Source organism: candidate division TA06 bacterium, assembly GCA_016208585.1.
GTDB lineage: Bacteria > Edwardsbacteria > AC1 > AC1 > EtOH8 > UBA5202.
Genome location: JACQXR010000051.1, coordinates 1 through 18773, shown reverse-complemented (window position 1 = coordinate 18773; position 18773 = coordinate 1). Strand labels below are relative to the sequence as shown.

Annotated in this window: 11 protein-coding genes; 3 read left to right on the top strand and 8 right to left on the bottom strand. The window is 54.7% G+C overall.

What is annotated here, in order from left to right:
* Window positions 1-200 precede the first annotated feature (200 nt).
* The 3 genes from HY768_04280 (at window position 201) to HY768_04270 (ending at window position 3823) form a co-directional block, all read left to right on the top strand.
* Entirely contained in the window at window positions 201-1604 is a 1404-nt protein-coding gene (locus HY768_04280) for a 3-isopropylmalate dehydratase large subunit (GenBank protein ID MBI4726434.1), read from the top strand.
* Window positions 1601-2101 carry a 3-isopropylmalate dehydratase gene (locus HY768_04275; GenBank protein ID MBI4726433.1) on the top strand — a complete coding sequence of 167 codons (501 nt, stop codon included), beginning with the start codon at window positions 1601-1603 and terminating at the stop codon, window positions 2099-2101. Before HY768_04280 ends, HY768_04275 begins: the two co-directional genes overlap by 4 nt.
* An 84-nt stretch (window positions 2102-2185) precedes the next feature.
* Window positions 2186-3823 carry a tetratricopeptide repeat protein gene (locus HY768_04270; GenBank protein MBI4726432.1) on the top strand — a complete coding sequence of 546 codons (1638 nt, stop codon included), beginning with the start codon at window positions 2186-2188 and terminating at the stop codon, window positions 3821-3823.
* 702 nt (window positions 3824-4525) lie between these two features.
* Here HY768_04270 and HY768_04265 read toward each other — a convergent pair.
* From HY768_04265 to HY768_04230, 8 genes are all read right to left on the bottom strand, one after another.
* On the bottom strand, window positions 4526-5716 hold the full coding sequence (locus HY768_04265; protein ID MBI4726431.1) for a peptidoglycan DD-metalloendopeptidase family protein: 1191 nt from the start codon (window positions 5714-5716) through the stop codon (window positions 4526-4528).
* 75 nt (window positions 5717-5791) lie between these two features.
* Window positions 5792-6541: a segregation/condensation protein A gene (locus HY768_04260; GenBank protein MBI4726430.1), complete on the bottom strand. Its 750-nt coding sequence runs from the start codon at window positions 6539-6541 to the stop codon at window positions 5792-5794.
* A gap of 117 nt (window positions 6542-6658) precedes the next feature.
* A complete protein-coding gene (locus tag HY768_04255; GenBank protein ID MBI4726429.1) occupies window positions 6659-8932 on the bottom strand; it encodes a carboxypeptidase regulatory-like domain-containing protein in 2274 nt (757 codons plus the stop codon).
* 323 nt (window positions 8933-9255) lie between these two features.
* Window positions 9256-11532, bottom strand: coding sequence for an adenylate/guanylate cyclase domain-containing protein (locus HY768_04250; GenBank protein MBI4726428.1), 2277 nt, complete (start codon window positions 11530-11532; stop codon window positions 9256-9258).
* The gene (locus tag HY768_04245; protein MBI4726427.1) at window positions 11529-13199 is read right to left on the bottom strand and encodes a GAF domain-containing protein; all 1671 of its coding nucleotides are present in this window, start codon (window positions 13197-13199) and stop codon (window positions 11529-11531) included. The genes HY768_04250 and HY768_04245 overlap by 4 nt, the downstream gene beginning before the upstream one ends.
* Window positions 13200-13409: 210 nt before the next feature.
* Window positions 13410-15074, bottom strand: a complete 1665-nt coding sequence (locus HY768_04240) for a tetratricopeptide repeat protein (protein MBI4726426.1) — start codon at window positions 15072-15074, stop codon at window positions 13410-13412.
* A gap of 658 nt (window positions 15075-15732) precedes the next feature.
* Window positions 15733-17745, bottom strand: a complete 2013-nt coding sequence (locus HY768_04235; protein ID MBI4726425.1) for a CPBP family intramembrane metalloprotease — start codon at window positions 17743-17745, stop codon at window positions 15733-15735.
* On the bottom strand, window positions 17742-18491 hold the full coding sequence (locus tag HY768_04230; GenBank protein MBI4726424.1) for an ATP-binding cassette domain-containing protein: 750 nt from the start codon (window positions 18489-18491) through the stop codon (window positions 17742-17744). The genes HY768_04235 and HY768_04230 overlap by 4 nt, the downstream gene beginning before the upstream one ends.
* Window positions 18492-18773 lie beyond the last annotated feature (282 nt).

Sequence of the window (18773 nt, the reverse complement as noted above, 5' to 3'; positions counted from 1 at the left end):
TTATTTTATACCGGGCCTTTTTCTTGGTTTTATGTGTGATGCCTTTTTGATTGTTGAGCGATGTTTTCACCTTCTGGCCCCTTTCAGTTCGTTAATCACGGCCGATTATACCAAATTACCCCTTATTCACGCAACAAAGCCGATACTAACCACAACATGCTTGTCGTTAGAGAAAAACACTCAGCTAATTAGGAGAAGCTATGGGAATGACAATGGTCCAAAAGATCCTGGCCAAGGCCACCGGCCAGGCCTCCGTCAAGGTGAACGACGTGGTCGAGCCCAAGGTCAGCCTGGCCATGTCCCACGAGAATGGCGCGCTGGTAATCAACCAATTTTCAGAGATCTACCAGGGCACCGGCCAGCCGGCCAACGTCTGGGACCCGTCGAAGATCGCCATCATCTTCGACCACCGGGTGCCGGCCGAGAGCAGCAAGACCGCCGGGAACCAGAAGAATATCCGCGAGTTCGTGGCCAGACAGGGCATCGCCAAGTTCCACGACATCCGGGGCGACGAGGGTGGCATTTGCCACCAGATACTGCCCGAGAACGGCTACGTGCTGCCGGGTTCGGTGGTGGTGGGCACCGACAGCCATACCACCAGCCACGGGGCTTTGGGTGCCTTCTCCTTCGGCATCGGGGCCACCGAGATGGCCGCGGTCTGGGCCTTGGGCAAGATCCTTAACGTGGAAGTGCCGGGGACCATCAAAGTGGTGGTAAACGGAACCCTTCCCAAATACGTTGAGCCCAAGGATATCATCCTGCATCTTATCGGAAAACTATCCGCCGAAGGCGCCAACTTTAAAGTGATCGAGTTCCACGGCGAGACCATCAAAAAGATGTCCACCTCGGGCCGCCTGGTGCTCTGCAATATGACGGTAGAAGCCGGGGCCACTGCCGGCATCGTTCCGCCGGATGCCGAGACCATCCGCTACTTAAAACAGGAAGCCGGGGTCAAGAATATTCCGGAACTGTTCGGTCCGGACGCAGACGCGGTCTACGAACAGGTAGTGGAGATCGACGCCTCCGCACTTTCGCCCCAGATCGCCTTTCCCCACACCGTGGACAACGTCAAACCGGTGGGCGCCGCCAAGGGAATCAAGGTCCAGCAGATCGTGATCGGCTCCTGCACCAACGGCCGTCTGGACGACCTGGCCATCGCCGCCGCTATCTTAAAAGGCAAGAAATTGGCCCGCAGCGTCCGGATGCTGGTGTTCCCGGCCTCGACCAGAATCTATCAGCAGGCCCTGAAGAAAGGCTATGTGGAAACATTCATGCAGGCCGGCGCGGTGGTGATGAACTCCGGCTGCGGCCCCTGCCTGGGCGTGCACCAGGGCGCTTTGGCCGACGGCGACAAGGCCCTGGCCACCACCAACAGGAATTTCAAAGGGCGGATGGGCAATCCCAATGCCGAGGTCTACCTGTGCTCGGCGGCCACCGCCGCGGCCTCGGCCATTACGGGAGAGATCACCGATCCCCGCACTGTAAGCCCGGCACCGAAGGCCAAGAACGTTAAACGTAAAACGTTAAACGTAAAACGAACCGCCAAGCCAGCCAAGAAGGCCATGAAAAAAGCCAAGAAAACTGCCAAGAAGGGGAGGAAATAAAGATGGGTAAAGTTGTTTTGAAATTAGGCGCCGATATCTCCACCGATATCATCTATCCCGGCCGCTACATGGCCACGGTGCTGCCCGCCGAAACCCCCCAATTCGCTTTCGTAGACGACGCCGAGTTCAACAAGAAACTCAAGGCCAAGCAGATCGAGCCCGGCAGTTTCATCGTGGCCGACAAGAATTTCGGCTGCGGCTCCTCGCGGGAACAGGCCGCCTCCTGTTTGGTGGGCTGGGGATTAAAGGTGATCGCCAAGAACTTTTCCCGGATATTTTTACAGAACTCTATCAATGTAGGACTGTACATGGTGATCTGTCCCAACATCGAGGCCAGCGAGGGAGACGAACTGGAGATCGAGAACGGCCGGGTGGTCAACCAGACCACCGGCAAAAGCTTTGACATCGTGGCCCTGCCCAAGGCCCGCCAGGCCATCATCGACGCCGGAGGGCTGATACCATACACCAGAAAGCTGGTGCTTAACGGGAAGAAATAGGCCGGACAACTTGAAAGCCCTGGCGATATCCGTCAGGGCTTTATATATCCGTTCTTCGAACTGTGATTATGTCCGTATCGAACCATGGCCAAGAAACGCCGATATAAAAAGCTCTGGCTTGCTCTCGCCGCGCCAAGCAAGGAAGTCCGATACCACCCGCTATCCGTACTCAGTTCAAAGGCCGAAGTGCTGGAGCTGGTGGGCCAGTGGGCCCGAGCCGAAGAAATCCGACAGCGCGACGTAAGCCAAACCAGCCAGGGTAACGATCGGAATCTGGTTGCCGACTGTCAAGTAAGCCTGAGCCAGCTGTTGCTGAAGATGGGTGAGTTTGAGCGGGCCCGGCCGATGTTGGCCGTAGCGGATGAAACGTACCGTCAGCTGAAAAACGAGCGGGGGATCAGCCGGGTGATGGGCAACCTGGGGATCATCTGCATCAATCAGGGCGATTATGCAAAGGCCAAGAGATATTATCAGGACCAGCTGGAATTGCTGGAAAAGATGGGAGATACATTAGAGACCGCCCGGGCTATCGGACAGCTCGGGCAGATCGCAGCCCTGCAGAGCGATTATCGGGAAGCGGTCTCCTGTTACAACCGGCAGATAGAATTAGCCGCTGCCCTGGACGACCAAATGGGGCTGAGCCAGGCCCAGAACCGGCTGGCATTCACATACTGGGAGCAGGGCGACTACGCCCGGGCCATGGAGCACGCGAAGAAAAAGCTGGCCATCGCCCAGCGGATGGGCGATAAGGCGGGCATTGGCGACGCTTATCTGACACTGGGCGTCGTGCATCTGAAAATGGGAAATTACGAAGAGGCCCTAAAGCTCTACCAGGAACAACTGCGCATCTGCCAGGAGCTGGGCGAAAAAAACGGCCTGGCTGTGGTCCAGGGGAATATCGGGGTCGTGTATGAAAACATGGGACAATACGATCAGGCTCTGCACCATATTGAAAAACACCTCGGGCTGGCCGAGGGTCTGGGCAATAAAAGGGAAATCGGCCGGGCCACGGGAAACATGGGCGTCGTTCACCGCCTTAGGGGAAATTACACCAAGGCCATGAACTGCTTCCAGAGACAGTTGGATGTCTGCCGGGACCTTAACGATATGCGTGGCATCAGCCATACCCTGGGAAACATTGGAGCGATGAAACTGGAGCTGGAAGATTACGACCAGGCCCTTGAGGCTTTTCGGCGGCAGCTGGACATAGCCCGGGAGATCAACAACAAGGAGTATATCATCGATGCCGACTGCGGCCTGAGCGAAGTATACAGGAGCCTAAAGGAATATTCCAGATCGGAAGAATTCTGCCTTCAGGCCGTGGCCTTAGCCCGGGAGGTCAATTCTTCTTCGCTGTTGTGTTCCAGTCTGTTGGATTTGGCCGAATTGTATTTTGAATCGAACCAGGAACAAAAAGCCGGTCAGGCCATCAGCCAGGTCCTGCCGCTGACCCTGGCAGTGAAGATCCCCGCGCTGAGATTTTCCGCCGAGGTACTGGCGGCCAAAATAGCCGGACTGACGGATAAAGACCGGGGCCTTGAGGGGCTGAAAGCTTTACTGCCGTCATATTCCGATGATGACCAACAGGGCGAGATATACTGCCAGCTTTTTTTGCTGAGCAGAGATGGCCAGCATCGGGAACAGGCCAGATGTCTGTTGAATAAAGCGTATCAAGGCTCCCCCAAGGCGTTCTATCTGAAACGATTGAAAGAAATGGATTAAACGGATCATTTTTATCCAAACCTATCCGAACCAGCAAGGTATACGCTTCCAAAGCTATTTCCTGGGAAGATAAATCCTGCTCGTCATCAATGATTATTATAGGTTGGGCAATGGTTTGTTCCAAAAGATAAAAAGCATCTTCCTTCCGCTCCGGCTCCTGATCCGCCATTTGATACCAGATTCGGGCCTTTATGATTTGATGCCTTTAGGATGAGATCCTGCCTGTTTGTTCGTAAATCTCAATAGCCCGATCCACCTGCTGTAAAGCCTGGTCGGTCTTTCCCAATCTGCAATATAAAACAGCCCTGTTGGCCAAGATACCGGCCTCACGCACTTTGCTTTTTACTGCCATGGCTTTCACCTGGGCGCGCCGGTACAAAACCTCTGTCCGGGTGTAGTCCTTCCACTCGGCCTGCAGACAGGCCAGGCCGGCCAGGACAAAGGAATCGCCAAGGGCGTTGTCGCTGCGGCTATTGATTTCCAGACAGCGGTTGAAATATATTTCGGACTTTTGAAAGTTTCCTAAATTTTACCTTATACGGGAAAGTTTGAAAACCGTAAGGTTTTCATTTAGATAAAATATTTCCTTGAGATACCTCGCAGCTCGCTGCGAGGAGCTTCATTCCAAAATCTCTTCGATCTCCTTTTTACCCCGATATTTTTCCCTCAACTCCTGCTCCAGCTGCTGGGCGTATTCATCGATTAATTCCCCTTTTTTCTTTTCAGCCATGGGACCGGATCCACCGGTTTGCCGCCCTTGCGCACCTCAAAATGCATGAGGGGGCCGTCCAGGTTGCCCCCGACCCTGGCTATCACCTGACCCTCGGCCACGGCCGACCCGGTAAAGACCAGCATGTCGGTCAGGTTTCCGTACAGAGTGTAATATCCGCCGTCGTGGTCTATCAGGATGACGTTGCCGTATCCCAGGAACCTCTCGGCGTATACGACTTTACCCGGGGCCACCGCCGCCACCGTCGAACCGTAGGTGGAAAGGATGTCGATGCCGTTGTTCTGGATGTACGTGTTGTACTTGGCGTGTTTCTTGAGACCGAAGCTGGAATAAAGCTTTCCCTCGGCCGGCCACAAAAGGCCCCCCTGCTTGCGTTCCAGCACGGTGGCGCCGGGGGCCGGGACCGTTTTTTTGCGCCGCTGCAGTTCGGCCTTGCGCTGCCGCTCCAGGTCGTCGATCAGGCTTTGCAGTTTTTTGGCCGCGGCCGCCAGTTCTTTCACCAGGGCTTCTTTGGATGCTTTTTCCTGGCGGACCTTGTCCAGCAGCCTTTTTTGCTGCTGCTCGTCATCCTTAAGGTTCGCCATCTCCCGTTCGGTCTCGCCCCGCACCTGGGCCAGGGTAATCAGCCTTTCCTGGCGGTCGGCCTTGTCCCGGGATATCTGGGTCCGCTCTTCCCTGATGGTCTCATAAAGCCGCCGGTCCTGCAGGGAAAAGAGTCGGAGATATTTGTACCGCTTGACGATGTCGACAAAACTGGCCCGGGTCACCAGCGCCTCCCATTCGTAAAGCCGGCCCTGCTTGTACATCTGCCGGATCCGGGTCTCCATCAGGGCCTGGCGTCGGACCATCTGGGACTCGGCCTTCAACATCTGTCCGTCTAATTTCCTGACCTCGGAATTAAGCCGGGCCTCCTTGTCCCTTAAGGCCTCCAGCACCTGACGGGTCAGGTTGATCTGCTCGGCCAGCCGTTCCATCTGGCCCAGGATGTTCTTCTCCTGGCCCTTCAGCTCCTGGGCCCGCTCCCGGGCCTCGGCCAGTTTCTGGCGGATGGCCTTGAGCTGGCCCTCCTGGGAATCCATATCCTGGCCCAGGGCCGGCGATAAACAGACGGCCCCGAGCGCGGCCAGAATAATAATTATATGTCTTGTTCTACCGAAGTGCATCAGTTTAACGGTGCCTCAGTGCCATGCTCGATGTTCTCAGGCTGGTGCCATCCTGGTGTTCTGCAGTGAGCATCATCATTCCAGGGCCATCTGCCCGTCGGCCTCCACCTTGCAGATCAGGATATCTCCGAACAGCCCTTCCTGTGTCACCGTTACATGGCCCAGCCTAATCAGTTCCAGCAGGGCGAAGAACGTGACCACCATCATCAGTTTCCGGGTCTCGTTCACAAATAGGTCTGAGAATTTCATTTTCTTTTTCACGCTGATCTCTTTCAGCACAAAGTTCAGCCGTTCCTCGATGGTGATGTCCTCGCCCACTATCTGGTAGAGTTTGACCTTGTCGATCCGTTCCACCACCTGGCGGAAGGCCTGCAGCAGGTCCAATAGTTCCACCTCGGGCTTGGGGGACTCGGCCGGTGGCTCCGCCTGTTTTTCAAAGGCGCCCTTGGGCCGGGGATACATCAGCCTCTGGTGCTCCTCGCGCTCCTCCAGCCGGCTGGCCGCTTCCTTGAATTTTTTATACTCCAAAAGCTGCTGCACCAGGTCGCGCCTCGGGTCCTCGGCTTCCGGCCCTTCAAGCTCCTCGTGCCGCGGCAGCAGCATCTTGGACTTGATCTTGATTAGGGTGGCGGCCATCACCAGGAACTCCCCGGCCACCTCCAGGTCCAGCGACTTTATGATCTCGATGTATTCCAGATACTGCTGGGTGATGCGGGCGATGGGGATGTCGTAGATGTCCACCTCCTGCTGTTTGATGAGGTACAACAGCAGGTCCAAAGGGCCTTCGAAGATTTCAAGTTTTACCTGATATGGTTGATTGGCCATGGAGGTCTATATGCTCCCTTTTATATTTCAGAAGTTAAGAATATGAGAAGTTGAGAATGATCCAGCCTTCGGCATGCCTCATACTCTCAACCTTAAAAGGCACCGTGGTAAAACATGTTATATCAACCAGTCATCTATTTTAAGCAAAGTAATCGACATTATCTCCCCGGTCTCCACCTTCACCATTTTAAGATATAGTTCCAGTTTGTCTTTTCCCTGATGGAGCTTCGGCAGGATCAATATTTTTGCTCCGATTAGCTTGCCCACCTCGACCGACCTCTCACTATCAAAAGCGCCGGTAAGGTTGAGCTTTTGCTCTCCCATTATCTGGCGCAGATCCTTCCGCTCGACCAGCCGGAACGCCTTGACCGGCGCCAGGTTCAGCACGATATTATCCTCGAGGACCTCGGCTTTGGATCTCAGGGAATCGTCGCTGAAGGCGACCGGCATTACTGCGGCCGGCGTGCTCTCGTCGATGCGGACGATGGAGTAGTCCAGCAGCTGCCTGATGCCTTCGGCGAACAGTTCCTTGAGCACGTCGTCCTTGTTGCCGCCGCCGGCATTGGTCTCGAAGTACTCCTGGTCCGGCTCGATGATTCCGTCGCCGTAGTTGGCCAGCTCCTGCTTGATGATCCGGACGATGATGGCGTCCAGGTTTTCGGTCTGAAAATTGCTGCCGGTGTGGTGGCTGACCGCGGCCGTGCCCCCGCCCGAGACCTCGCCGGTTTCACCGTAGGTCAGGAAGATGAACTGGCCCATGGTATACTGGGACAGCTGCCGGAACACATACTCGCCCTGGTCGTTGAGGCCGCTGGCGCCTACGGTAATGATCTTGATGGCGCTGGCCGCCGCTCCGCGCATGGCGTCTCCGTAGCCGTAGGTCTGGTCCCGGTAATCCAGATGCGGCGGCGCGTCGGCTACCAGGAATACCAGTTTGCAGGCGTCATCGCGCCAGGCCATGCCCGTGACCGCGTCCTTCAGCCCCGACTGCAGGTCCTCGGGCTCGTCGTTGCCGCCGCCGGCCGATACCGCGTCGAGCGCCTTTTGGAATTTGTCTATACCCGCCGTGAACGGAGTGACGCGGGTGACGTATTCGTCCCCCCGGTCCCGGTACTGGACCATGCCGAACCGCACTGCCGGCTTGGACGGCAGCTGCGACACCTGAAAGTTTATCACCTGCAGGGTCGATTTTAGCCGCGCGATCTCATCGCCCATGCTGCCGGTGCAGTCCAGCAAAAAGACCACGTCCAGCGGCACGTTGTTGAATGTCGGGCGGCGCTGTTTGAACTTGAGCTCGATCAGGCTTTTTCCGTTGTGCGAAAACCGTTGTGCAACGGTTTCCTGGTTGCCGGTCGCAGCCACTTCCAGGTCCTGGCGCTTGAAATCTGATTTTTCGGTGGTGAAGAACATCGCCCGGCCGTCGGCGTAGGTTTTGCGCCTGGCCAGAACCGCGCCCTGGCCGTCCTTGATCGCTAGCGGACAGTTGGCGATTGGCCTGCCGTCCGCGTCCGTGACCGTGAACACCACCCGGCCCGAGACGTCGACTTTGGCCGCGCGTATGTGTTGGAACCTCTCCAGGTAGCCGAGGTAGTAGTTGAACTGTTTGTTGTCGTCGTTCGAGCCCGCCTTCATCCCGGGCGAGGCCGGGCGGGGACGGGGCGCTGAAACCGGCAGCGGCGTTTCGGGCGGGTGTTCTTCCATTGATGCTGCCGGGGCAGCGGGCTTAGGAATCTTGCCGTCATCCCTGCTTTTTCCGCTGGTTGCCGAACTAGCAGAACCCGTTTCTGTCAATGCCGCTGTCTTTTTTTCGCCATCTTTAAAATAGGCTATTTCATCAGATCTGCCGCCGGCCGCGCCTTTATCGCCCGGTTTTGCCGGTTCGCCCGGTTTCGTAGGTGCTGCTGCGCCAGTGTTGATCACCGTGGTCTTTGTCTTTGCGTCGGTTATGACCATGGGCCTGGTGGCTTCAATGACGCCACCCACGCTTTCAAGTACTTGGGCCCGCAGAGGAAAATCAATCTGAACCGTATAACCTTTTTCTACTTTTATTTTTGTGACCGTCATCGAGGCAAAGCCCATCATCTTTGCCTGGATGGTATATGTCCCCGGCTTCACATTAGTGATGATGAAGCGGCCAGTGGAATCAGTATTCGCGCCAAACTCCGTGCCAAGGAGCTTGACCACGGCCCCGGGCAAAGGTTCCTTGGAGTCGGCGTCCGTCACCGTGCCGGTTATCGTTCCCAAGCCTTTCTTCGGGGGCACGGGCTTGGCCGTTTCATCCGCTGCCTTAAGGGTCGCATTTTTTCCGCCCCTGTCCTTGACCGCCTGGGCGGACGCGCTGGCGGCTGCCAGTAACAAGAGCATGATCAGAGATACGAAGAACCGTTTCATGGCCGTTCTCCTTGTAATGAGTTCGTCTTAATATACGGTTAAGAGCATTAAAATATTCCCCGCATCCGGTCCACGCCTTATTAGCGCGGATGATAATGTTTTTTCGAACTGGTACTCTCGTTTCTTTGTGTACCAACGCACAGGCCGCCTTGGCGGGGCAAGCGCCGGGAATGACACGCTTTTGATTGTTTCGCTTCGGTAGCCATTCAAGGGCCGGGGCTTCGAGCTTGCTCAGCCTATCAACTCAGTGCAGGCTTTTGTCCGGCATCAATGCCCTCCCGCAATGACGGCCCCCCAGTGATCTGTTATCCGTTCGCCGTTATCTACTTGGTTTTCATCACGAACACCCCGTCCCAGTTCTCCGGCGGCGGCAGCACTTTGAAGTCCTCGCAGCGGCCGATGTAGACCTGGCTGGGGCCGTCCTCGGGATCCACCTCCAGCGTCTGCCGGAACAGGGCGATGGCCGCGTCCCACTGCTTGGTCCGGTATAGTTCCAGGCCCTTTAAGTAGATCTCCACCGCTTTCATTTTCTTATTCGACACATCGGCAGCGGACAGGCCTAAAAGTTCGTAGACCCGCACCGGCTGTTCCTTGCCCACCACCCTCAGCAGGTCCAGCTCCCTCACCGGATAAAGGCCCTTGACCTTGGCGTAGGTGAACTCGGACATCATGATGGCCGTATTGTACTCCTTGTTGGCCCCCTCTAATCGCGAACCCAGATTAATGGAGTCGCCCATGGCGGTGTAGCTTTTCTTTTTCTCCGAGCCCACGTTGCCTACCGTTACCATGCCGGTATTCAGGCCGAACCGGGTGAACAAATTCGGCATGTTGCGCTTGGCCAGGTCGGCGTTCAGGATCTGCAGGCGCTGGTTCATGGCCCAGACGCACTTGATGCAGGTCTCGGCGTGTTTGGGATCGTCGGTGGGCGCGCCCCAGAAGGCCATGATGGCGTCGCCCTCGTACTTGCTGATGTACCCGCCGAATTCCAGCACCACATCGGACATGGCCCCCAGGTACTCGTTGATCAGGGCGATCAAGCGTTCAGGTGTTCCCAGTTTCTCGGAGAACGAAGAAAAGCCCTTGATGTCAGAGAAGAAGACGGTGACCTCTTTCTTGTCGCCGCCCATCAGCAGCATCTCGGGATTAGCCATGATCTTGTCCACCAGGTCTTTGGACATGTAGCCCTGGAACATGTTCTTGATCCACAGTTTCTGTTTTTCCTCGGTCAGATAGCGGTAACCCAGGATGACCATGTTGGTAAACAGCACCACCGCCAAAGGCCGAACCATCTCCACCCAGATCAGCGATTTGTCAAACATCACGGTGGCCGTAATGAAATAGGCCATCACCAGCCCGAACAGGGTCAACCCGGCCGCCAGCGGTTTGAAGCGCAGGGAGACGACCACAGTTAAAAGGCCTATCAGCACCAAAACGACCAACTGAATGTGCCAGGGAACCGCCCGGACGAACCGTCCGGTCAACAGGGTCTCCATGATGTTGGCGTGGATCTCGGGGCCGGGGAAGACGTTGGAGAACGGCACCACCCGAAGGTCCATCAGGCCGGCGGCGGTGGCCCCGACGATGACTATCTTGTCCTTGAAATACTCGGCCGGCACCTGCTCGGTCAGCACATCGGAGTAGGAGATATAGCGGAATTTTTTATACTGCCCGAAATAGGTTATTAGCATCCGGCCGTCCTGATCAATCGGTATCTTCAGCTTGTCCCCGGCCTTGATGTACCGGCCCAGCTCCACCGTAACCTCCTCTTTTTTGACCCCCAGCTTGTCCAGCACTATCTGGAAGTCCATGGAGGGATAACAGCGGTCGCTGATGGCCAGGAACAGGGGAATGCTCCGGGCCACCCCGTCGTCGTCGGGCTCGATGTTATAGTAGCCGGTTCCTCTGGCCGATTCCAGCAGCACCGGTATCGGCGCGGTCATCTGCCCTATGGCGTACAAGTCGCCCTGGGATTTTATCCATTGGTATTTTTCGGCGGCCTCTGGGGACAGTTTATAAGCCCAGCGCCGGGCCGTCATATCAGAACTGTCCTTCAGCTTGCCGGTGGTAAAATAGAAGGGGAAATATACTATCCCGGACTGGGCGGTGGCCGCCCCGAAATCCTGGTCATAGCCCCAGTTCTCCAGCACGGCGCCGATCAACTCCGGGGTTTTTTCGGCCACCGGCTTGAAAGGCTTGCTCAGGGAGAGTTTTGCCCGGATCTGCTCCCCCTTGGCATCCTGGTACAGCTGGACCATGTCCGGTTTCAGGCTATCGCTTTCCACAAAAAAAATGTCGAAGGCCACCGCCGCCGCCCCGCCCTGGGCCAGGTAATCGGCCACTTTGGCGTGATAAAGCCGGGGCCAGTTCTGGAACCGCCCCAACTGGGCCAGCGAGGCGTCGTCGATGTCCACGATCACCACATCCTCGATGTCCTGTTCGTTGGTCTGGCCCACCCTTAAACGGTAGCGCAGATCGTAGCTTTTATTCTCCATTCCCTGGAACAGCCCCGGAACTAAATAGGAGATGGCCAGCACCACGGCCACCACTCCGATCCCCACCAGTGCGCCTACTGATTTTTTACTGCGGTTGGCCTCGCTCATTTTTTAGCCTCCTTTTCCAGCGCTTTGACGAAGGCCTCCACCAGGGCCGGGTTGAACTGGGTTCCGGCGTCCTGGCGCAGGCGTTTGACCGACTCCTCCATCCCCAGCCCTTTCCGATACGGGCGGTCGGAGTTCATGGCGTCGTAGGAGTCGCCCACGCAGATGATCTGGGCGTCCATGGGCACCCTGTCGCCGGCCAGGCCATCCGGATAGCCGCGCCCGTCCAGCTTCTCGTGGTGGTGCCTGACCCCGGGGATGATGTCCTTCATCTGCTTGATGGGCTCCAGGGCCTCGGCCCCCTTGTTGGGATGATCCTTGACGATGGCGAACTCCTCGTTAGTCAGACCGGAAGGTTTCTTTAAGATGGCGTCCGGCATCCCGATTTTGCCCACATCGTGCAGCAGGGCCGCCAGCTCCAGCCGCTTGCGGTCCTCGGAGGCGAAGCCCAGCTGGTCGGCGATCATCATGGAATACTTGGTAACCCGGGAGGAATGGCCGGCGGTGTAGTCGTCCTTGGCGTCGATCAAGCTGACCACGGTCCGGATGGAGTTCAGGAAAAGTTCCTGCAGGTCGGTGTACAGGCTGGCGTTCTCGATGGCCACCGCCGCCTGGCGGGCCAGGGTCTCGAACAATTCGACGTCCTCGCGGGTGAACAGCCCGCCCTTTTTATTGAGCACCTGGGCCACCCCGATCAGTTTGTTCTTGGGCTTTAGGGGCACGGTGATGGCGTTACGGGTGATGAATTTCGATTTCTCGTCCACCTTGGAATAGAACCGCGGGTCCTTGGTGACATCGGGAACCAGAAGCGTCTGCATGTGCTCGGCCGCCCAGCCTACCATCCCCTTGCCCCAGGGAACGCGGATCTGCTTGACCGCGTCTCCGGCGTCTCCGGTGGCGATCTCAAAGTAAAAATCGTTCTTATCCTCGTTGTAAAGGAAGATGGAGGAGGCCTCGGCGTCGATCACGTCCTTGGCCACCGTCATCACGGTCTCCAGCACCCGCTTGACGTCCAGCGAGGACGAGATCAGCGCGCTGGTCTCGGCCATGGCGGTGATCCTCTCCACCTTTTCCCGGGCCTCGGAATAGAGCCGGCTGTTCTCGATCAGAGTGGAAAGGTGGGCCCCTAAAAGTTCGATGATCTCCAGGTCGTCGTCGTTGTAATCTTCGGCCCGGAGTTTGTTGATCAGCTCCACCACGCCGATGACCTCGGCCCGCGATTTTAGCGGCACGCAGAGAATGCTGCGGGTGGGGAACTCCACGTTGTCGGCGATCTCCTTCTTCCACTTGGGCTCGCTCTGGACGTCGTTGACGGTCAGCGGGATCCCGGTCTTGGCCACCCAGCCGGCGATGCCCTGGCCGATGGGAATCTCCAGCCCCTCCAGCTTGTGCGCGGCCGGCCCCTTGACGATGGAGAATTTTAAGTACGAACGGTCGGAGGACAACAGCAGCAGCGACCCGGCCTCCGAGGGCGCGATCTCGGTCACCAGGTCCATGGCCCGGTCTAAAAGGGGCTGGACCTCGAAGGTGCTGGCGGCGATCTCGTTGACCCGCTGGAGCACTTTGAGCTTCATCTTAAGGCTGGAGAGCTCGCTCTTGGCGGTGGGCAGCAGCGCGGCCCTGGCGGGCCGGGCGGGCAAAAGCCCCGGTTTTTTCCTGGATGGCGGCATATGATACCTCCTTGTTTGGGGTATTTTTATGGAATTTTTGTGCAGGCGTAGTTGCGGAGTTTAACGGTATATTTTATATCAACAAACTGTTTTAAGCAAGCATTTTATTGGAATATTTTTGGGACGGTTTTAAGGAAAGAAAAATGCCGGTTGTTAGTCCGGCACGTTATATATTTTAATAAAATATTTTATTCCCTTAAAGGCCAACTCTCATTTTTTCCTATTCCGCCCCGCCCCCTTCAGCCTTCCCTCTATCCCTGGATCCCGCGCCAGCCCGTTCTTCACCGCCAGCTCGTAATAATACGAAGCCGAATCAATGTCCTTCAACAAATAATGAGCATACGAGCAATTTAGCATTATCATCGGATCATCCGGCTTTAGCAAAAACGCCTGCCGATATTCCCGCCCGGCCTCGGCCATGTTCCCGGCTTTCAGCCAGGCCGTGCCCAGGTTGTCGTGGCTGAAAGGGTTGTTGGGCTCTGCCTGCACCGCTGTTTTTAGCAATTGAATGGCCTCGCCCGTCTTCCCCATATCCACATGGGCCAGCGCCAGGCCGTTCAGCAGCCCGGGGTTTTGGGGGTCGTATTGCAAACCCGATTGGAACTGTGCGGCCGCGCCAACCGGATCCTTCCGGTCCATATACATCATCCCCAGCGAGCGGTGGGCCAGGGTGCAGTGGGGCGAGGTCTTCACCGCGTTCTGCCAGAAGGACAGCGGGTCCTTAAAGTCCCGGCTGTGCAATACTGCGAATGCGCTGAAGAGAATGAATAAAACGGCTGACATCGTCAAAAATGTTTTTCTAAAATGGAAAACTGCTTCCGCCTGGGAGACCATCAGCAAAAGCCCCAGAAAAGGCACGTAGAGCCGGTGTTCCAGCATGTTGGCAAAATCGGTGATCCGGAAGATGGTGGGAATCAGGAACACCCCGAACCAGAAGAGCCCGGCCAAGAATATCTTTCTGCCCCTGATCCCTTTTAGCGCGAACAGGACGATGAACAGCGCCAGGGCCGCCGTCCCAATGAACCAGGGGGTATCCTGAGGCATGGGCATCACCGAAAGGTTTACGGGGAATATCAGCTTACCGATGTATCCCAGCAGACCCAGCGCGTTCTCGGAGGCGGTGTTCATCACCGGGGGCATCCGGGGCAGGACCGAGTTTCGTAAGATGAAATACCCTGCCAAACAGGCCAGCCAGCCGGCGATCAGATAAATGTATTGTTTTAGTTTCTGTTTGCCGTAAACCAAAAGTAAAAATACCAGGAACACCACCGGAATGGCCGCCGAGGTCTCCTTGGTGAACAGCGCGCCCAGGAACAGGAACAGGTGCAGAACGTACCATTGCAAATTTTCTTTTTCCCGGTATCTTATCAACGCGGCCAGTGAGCCGAAGACAAAAAGCCCCAGCAATGGGTCGTTGCGCCCCGGGAGCCAGGCCGCCGCCGGGGCCAGGGCCGGGTGGGCGGCGAAGAGCAGTGAAAGCACGAAGGCCAAGCCCCGCTCCCCGGTTATTCTTTTGAGCAGCCAGAACACCAGCAGGACCGAGCCCAGGTGCATCAGGACGTTGGTCAGATGGTAGAACCAGACGCTCTTCCAGCCCAAAATGGCATTGAACATGAAGGACAGGGTCAGCATCGGCCGGTAGAACTGCTGGCTTTTGCCCCAGGCCACGTCGTTCAGGAAGGCCGCCGGAATCTTGGTGATATCTTTTATCAGGTAATAGTGCCGGGTTATCAAAAGAGTGTCGTCGTATCCACTCAGGCCGAAGAACAGGGTCTGGACATATAAGACAAACCCCACGGCGGCCAGCCAGGCATAAGGCCGCCAGCCGTCGAGGAAGAGGGAAAGAATATTTGTTTTATATCCGGAATTTTTCATTTGAAGATTTTGTGCAATTAATGTGATTGCCTGATATTTCTGGCTATATACGACTTTCTCAAAGGCTATTTCTCCTGTAAGTCAATAAAGACAGGGTTCTCCGTTAGCTTTTTACTGTACAAAAATACACTGAATCTGTACAGGCTTTTGACACTAACCGCGACTTCGGTGATTCATTATTTTACAATAGCATATTGCGTGTAGGTCTCTTTGAAGCGGATAGATAAACTCCGCAGATAAGCACGGATACTGCTTTGTAGCATTTAAGGCAAATCTCTTTGATTGATAAATAAAGACGTTTTTTAGCAAATAAATAAGTTATAGCCGGTGCGCGGGGTGCGTTTTTCCTTTGAGAAAGCCGAATTTATCCATATTTCTTGTTTCTGACCTAACCCTAAATTCCTTTCCCACAAGGGAAGGGACTTTGTGCCACCCCTTCCCGGCACCTGTCCTGAGTTTTGCATATATATTGCAAACTAAGGAAGAAGGGGCAGGGGGTTAGGTCCGCCCCCAAGGCCCAAAAGCCCCGCGCAAACGAGGCTTCTGATGTTTTTTACTTATGGACCTTCCTGATGAACTCCTCCACCTCGGGCACCCCGCCCTGATATGTCAGATACCCGCTGCAAGAATAGTTGCTGGTCCATCTAAATCACCATCTTTATTTACTGTCCGTCAATCTTGTTGAATGATGGATGCAGAAAACACCCAATATAACCAATCCAGTCATTACCGCCAGGGCCTGTGGCGGAAAAGGCTTTTCTCCGGTCAACCACATGAATTTACTGGCCAATGTCGGCGAATGGATCAGCAGCACTGCAAAGCTGTTGTTCAAGGTATGGGCCAAGATTGACAGGTATATCGAACCTGTCCGGTAAACGACATACGTCAGATATATGCCCAAAAGAAATGCGGGCACAAAACGAAAAATGCTCATATGGAAAATTCCGAACAGAAGCGCTACCGCCACTATGGCTGCAGCCGGCGCCATCTTTTTCCTAAATGACGATAACAGCATTCCCCTAAAAAACAACTCTTCGCAGATGCCCGGTCCAAAGCCGAATAGAAACACTCCCAACCATGGACTGATCCCCAAGACGTTTACGCCCAACATTTTTTGCAGTGGCTCCAGGGCTTTTACCGACTCCGGAAATAATTTAGCCTGCACCAGCCCCACCCACACCGTCAATCCCATACTGCCTATGCAAAGCAACATTGTGCCCAACCCCGCGCCGAAATTGAAACCCCTCAAATGCAGCGACATTCTATAATTCGCTTTAAAATACCATAGGGACAACAACACCGGCATAAGGATCAGCCCCCACTCGGTGATCGCCATGCTCCAGTGATTCATCCGCAGTTGAAGAACTCCGGCGACGTAAAAGAGCAGTATCATTATGATCGTGCAAATGATTACCGCGGTGGATAGCGGAAGAACATCCACCGGCCTAATCCGGAATCGCTTAAATGAAAACTGAAGACCTTTCCCTTCGGCCATTAAAACCTGCTCGGAGCCGAAAAGCCGGCTTACCGTCATAATGCCCAGCAGAGCGAATACACTATTGGATAAAAATACCAAAAAAATCATCTCTGCGGAAAAAGTGTTTAACAGCAGGTCTTTAAACAACAAGGTTATGTTGGTGATCGGGACCAGAGCCAGAAACCCGTTCAGCCGGATGCCGGGGGAAAGGGCTATAAAGGTCGGCATCATCAAGGCCAGGTAAACCGGGGTTATAATATTTTGAGCATCCTTAAACGATCTGGCGAACAGCGAAACCGAAAGCAGGACGGCGCCAATAAACAGGGCCAAAGGGATTAACATAAATAAGATCAGGACCAACATCAACGGGCTTAAGGAAAAATCCATCTTTCCGGATATGGCCCCCAATTGTATGAAACCCAAACCAAAAGTCATCATCATGGAAACCAGGTTCAAAATCCCGGTGATGATCGCTATGGTGGAAACGGTCAGATATTTACCCAGGAACAGGTCCATTTTAGCTATAGGCGCCGTTAAAATGGTCTCCAGGGTTCCCCGTTCTTTTTCCCCGGCTGTTAGGTCGATGGCCGGATACATGGCACCCATCACTATAGTGATCACTAAAAACAGGGGAATTAATAAGCCCAGGATTCTTCCACCCATACGGGAAGGAGGCGCGATGTTTCCCGAACGCCAGCCAAACGGCTCCAGTATCGCAGTATCCAAACCGGCCCGGGAGACATTGTCTTTTTGGGTCTGCCTTTTGTATTGCTCGACCAATTTGGCTGTTCGGCTGTTGGCCATCTGCGAACGCTCCACCGCCCCGTCATAATAAATCAATATGGAATCCGAAATCGCCTGAGATTTTTTGATAGTCATGGTTTTAATGTCAACAATGCCATGAATACTGCCATTTTTTAAATCGGCCATAGGATCTTCGGAAGACACTATGCATAAATTATCATCATTTTTCAGCAATGAATCCAAATAGACCGGCGCTTTCGATTTTATCGCAATTCGGCTTTTCTCCAGCTCTAATTTTGCCATTCCTGCCGACTGGATTTGGCCCATTAAAACAAAAAGGACCGGATACATGACTATGGGCACCAAACACATCATCAGGATGGTCCGCTTATCCCTGAGAGTATCCTTAAGTTCCTTTTTATAAACAGCGGTGATTTTTTTAAGGTTCATAATTTGATCCCCCGGGCATTGCTGACATAATCCAAAAAAATATCCGCCAGATGCGATTTGCCGGATTTTTGCTGATAACCCTTCAGGTTGTCAATATCCAATATCTTCCCCTGGTTGATAAGCCCGATCCGGTGGCACAGGAGTTCCGCCTCTTCCATGTAATGGGTGGAGAAGATCACTGTTTTACCGGTTTTGGTCGAGTCCCGAATAAACCGAATGATAGTACGGCTGGTTAGAATGTCCAATCCCAAAGTTGGCTCATCCAGGATGTAGACCGGCGGATCGTGCAGAATGCAGCGGGCGATCGATGTCTTCTGGGTCTGCCCGGTGGAAAGGCTTTCTATCCGCTGATCGGCAAAATCGTTCATATCCAAAAGGTTGTATATTTCCTGACAGCGGAGTTTAATCTGGCGGGGAATCATATCGTAAAGTTGACCGAAATAATCCAATAATTCTCGGGGCGAAAGCCGGCCATATAACTTAGTGTTGCCCGAGAGGAATCCGATGGATTTCTTGATATCGTCGGGCTGGGTCAACAGGTCAAATCCGTTGATGGCGGCCGTTCCGGCGGTAGGTGAAATTACCGTAGCCAGCATTCTTAAAAATGTAGTTTTCCCGGCGCCGTTGGGGCCCAGAAGCCCGAAAACCTCACCCGGGTGGACTTCCAAAGATATCGGCAATACCGCCTTAATCTCCCCACCTTTTTGATCCCAGAAGGTTTTGCTGATGCTTTCGGTTTTAATCATAGTTCCTCAATCTTTTGGGCTTTTCTCCAATGAGTGTGGGTAAAATCGAACTTGGTGGCGAGCTGAAGTAGTTGGCAGTAAACGAGTTCTTTGATAGCAACCCCGGTAAAAATATGGTAAACTTCCGGTATGAAGAAGTTCCAACGATTGGAAGACGTCTACCGTTTCCCCGGCTTACGCCCGGTACAACTGCAGGGAGTATTCGGTGATCCCCGGGCAGTGGCGCTCCGGCTGAAACGCCGGGGAAAAAAACGGTGTGCGGCACCTGCGGGAAGGTCCACC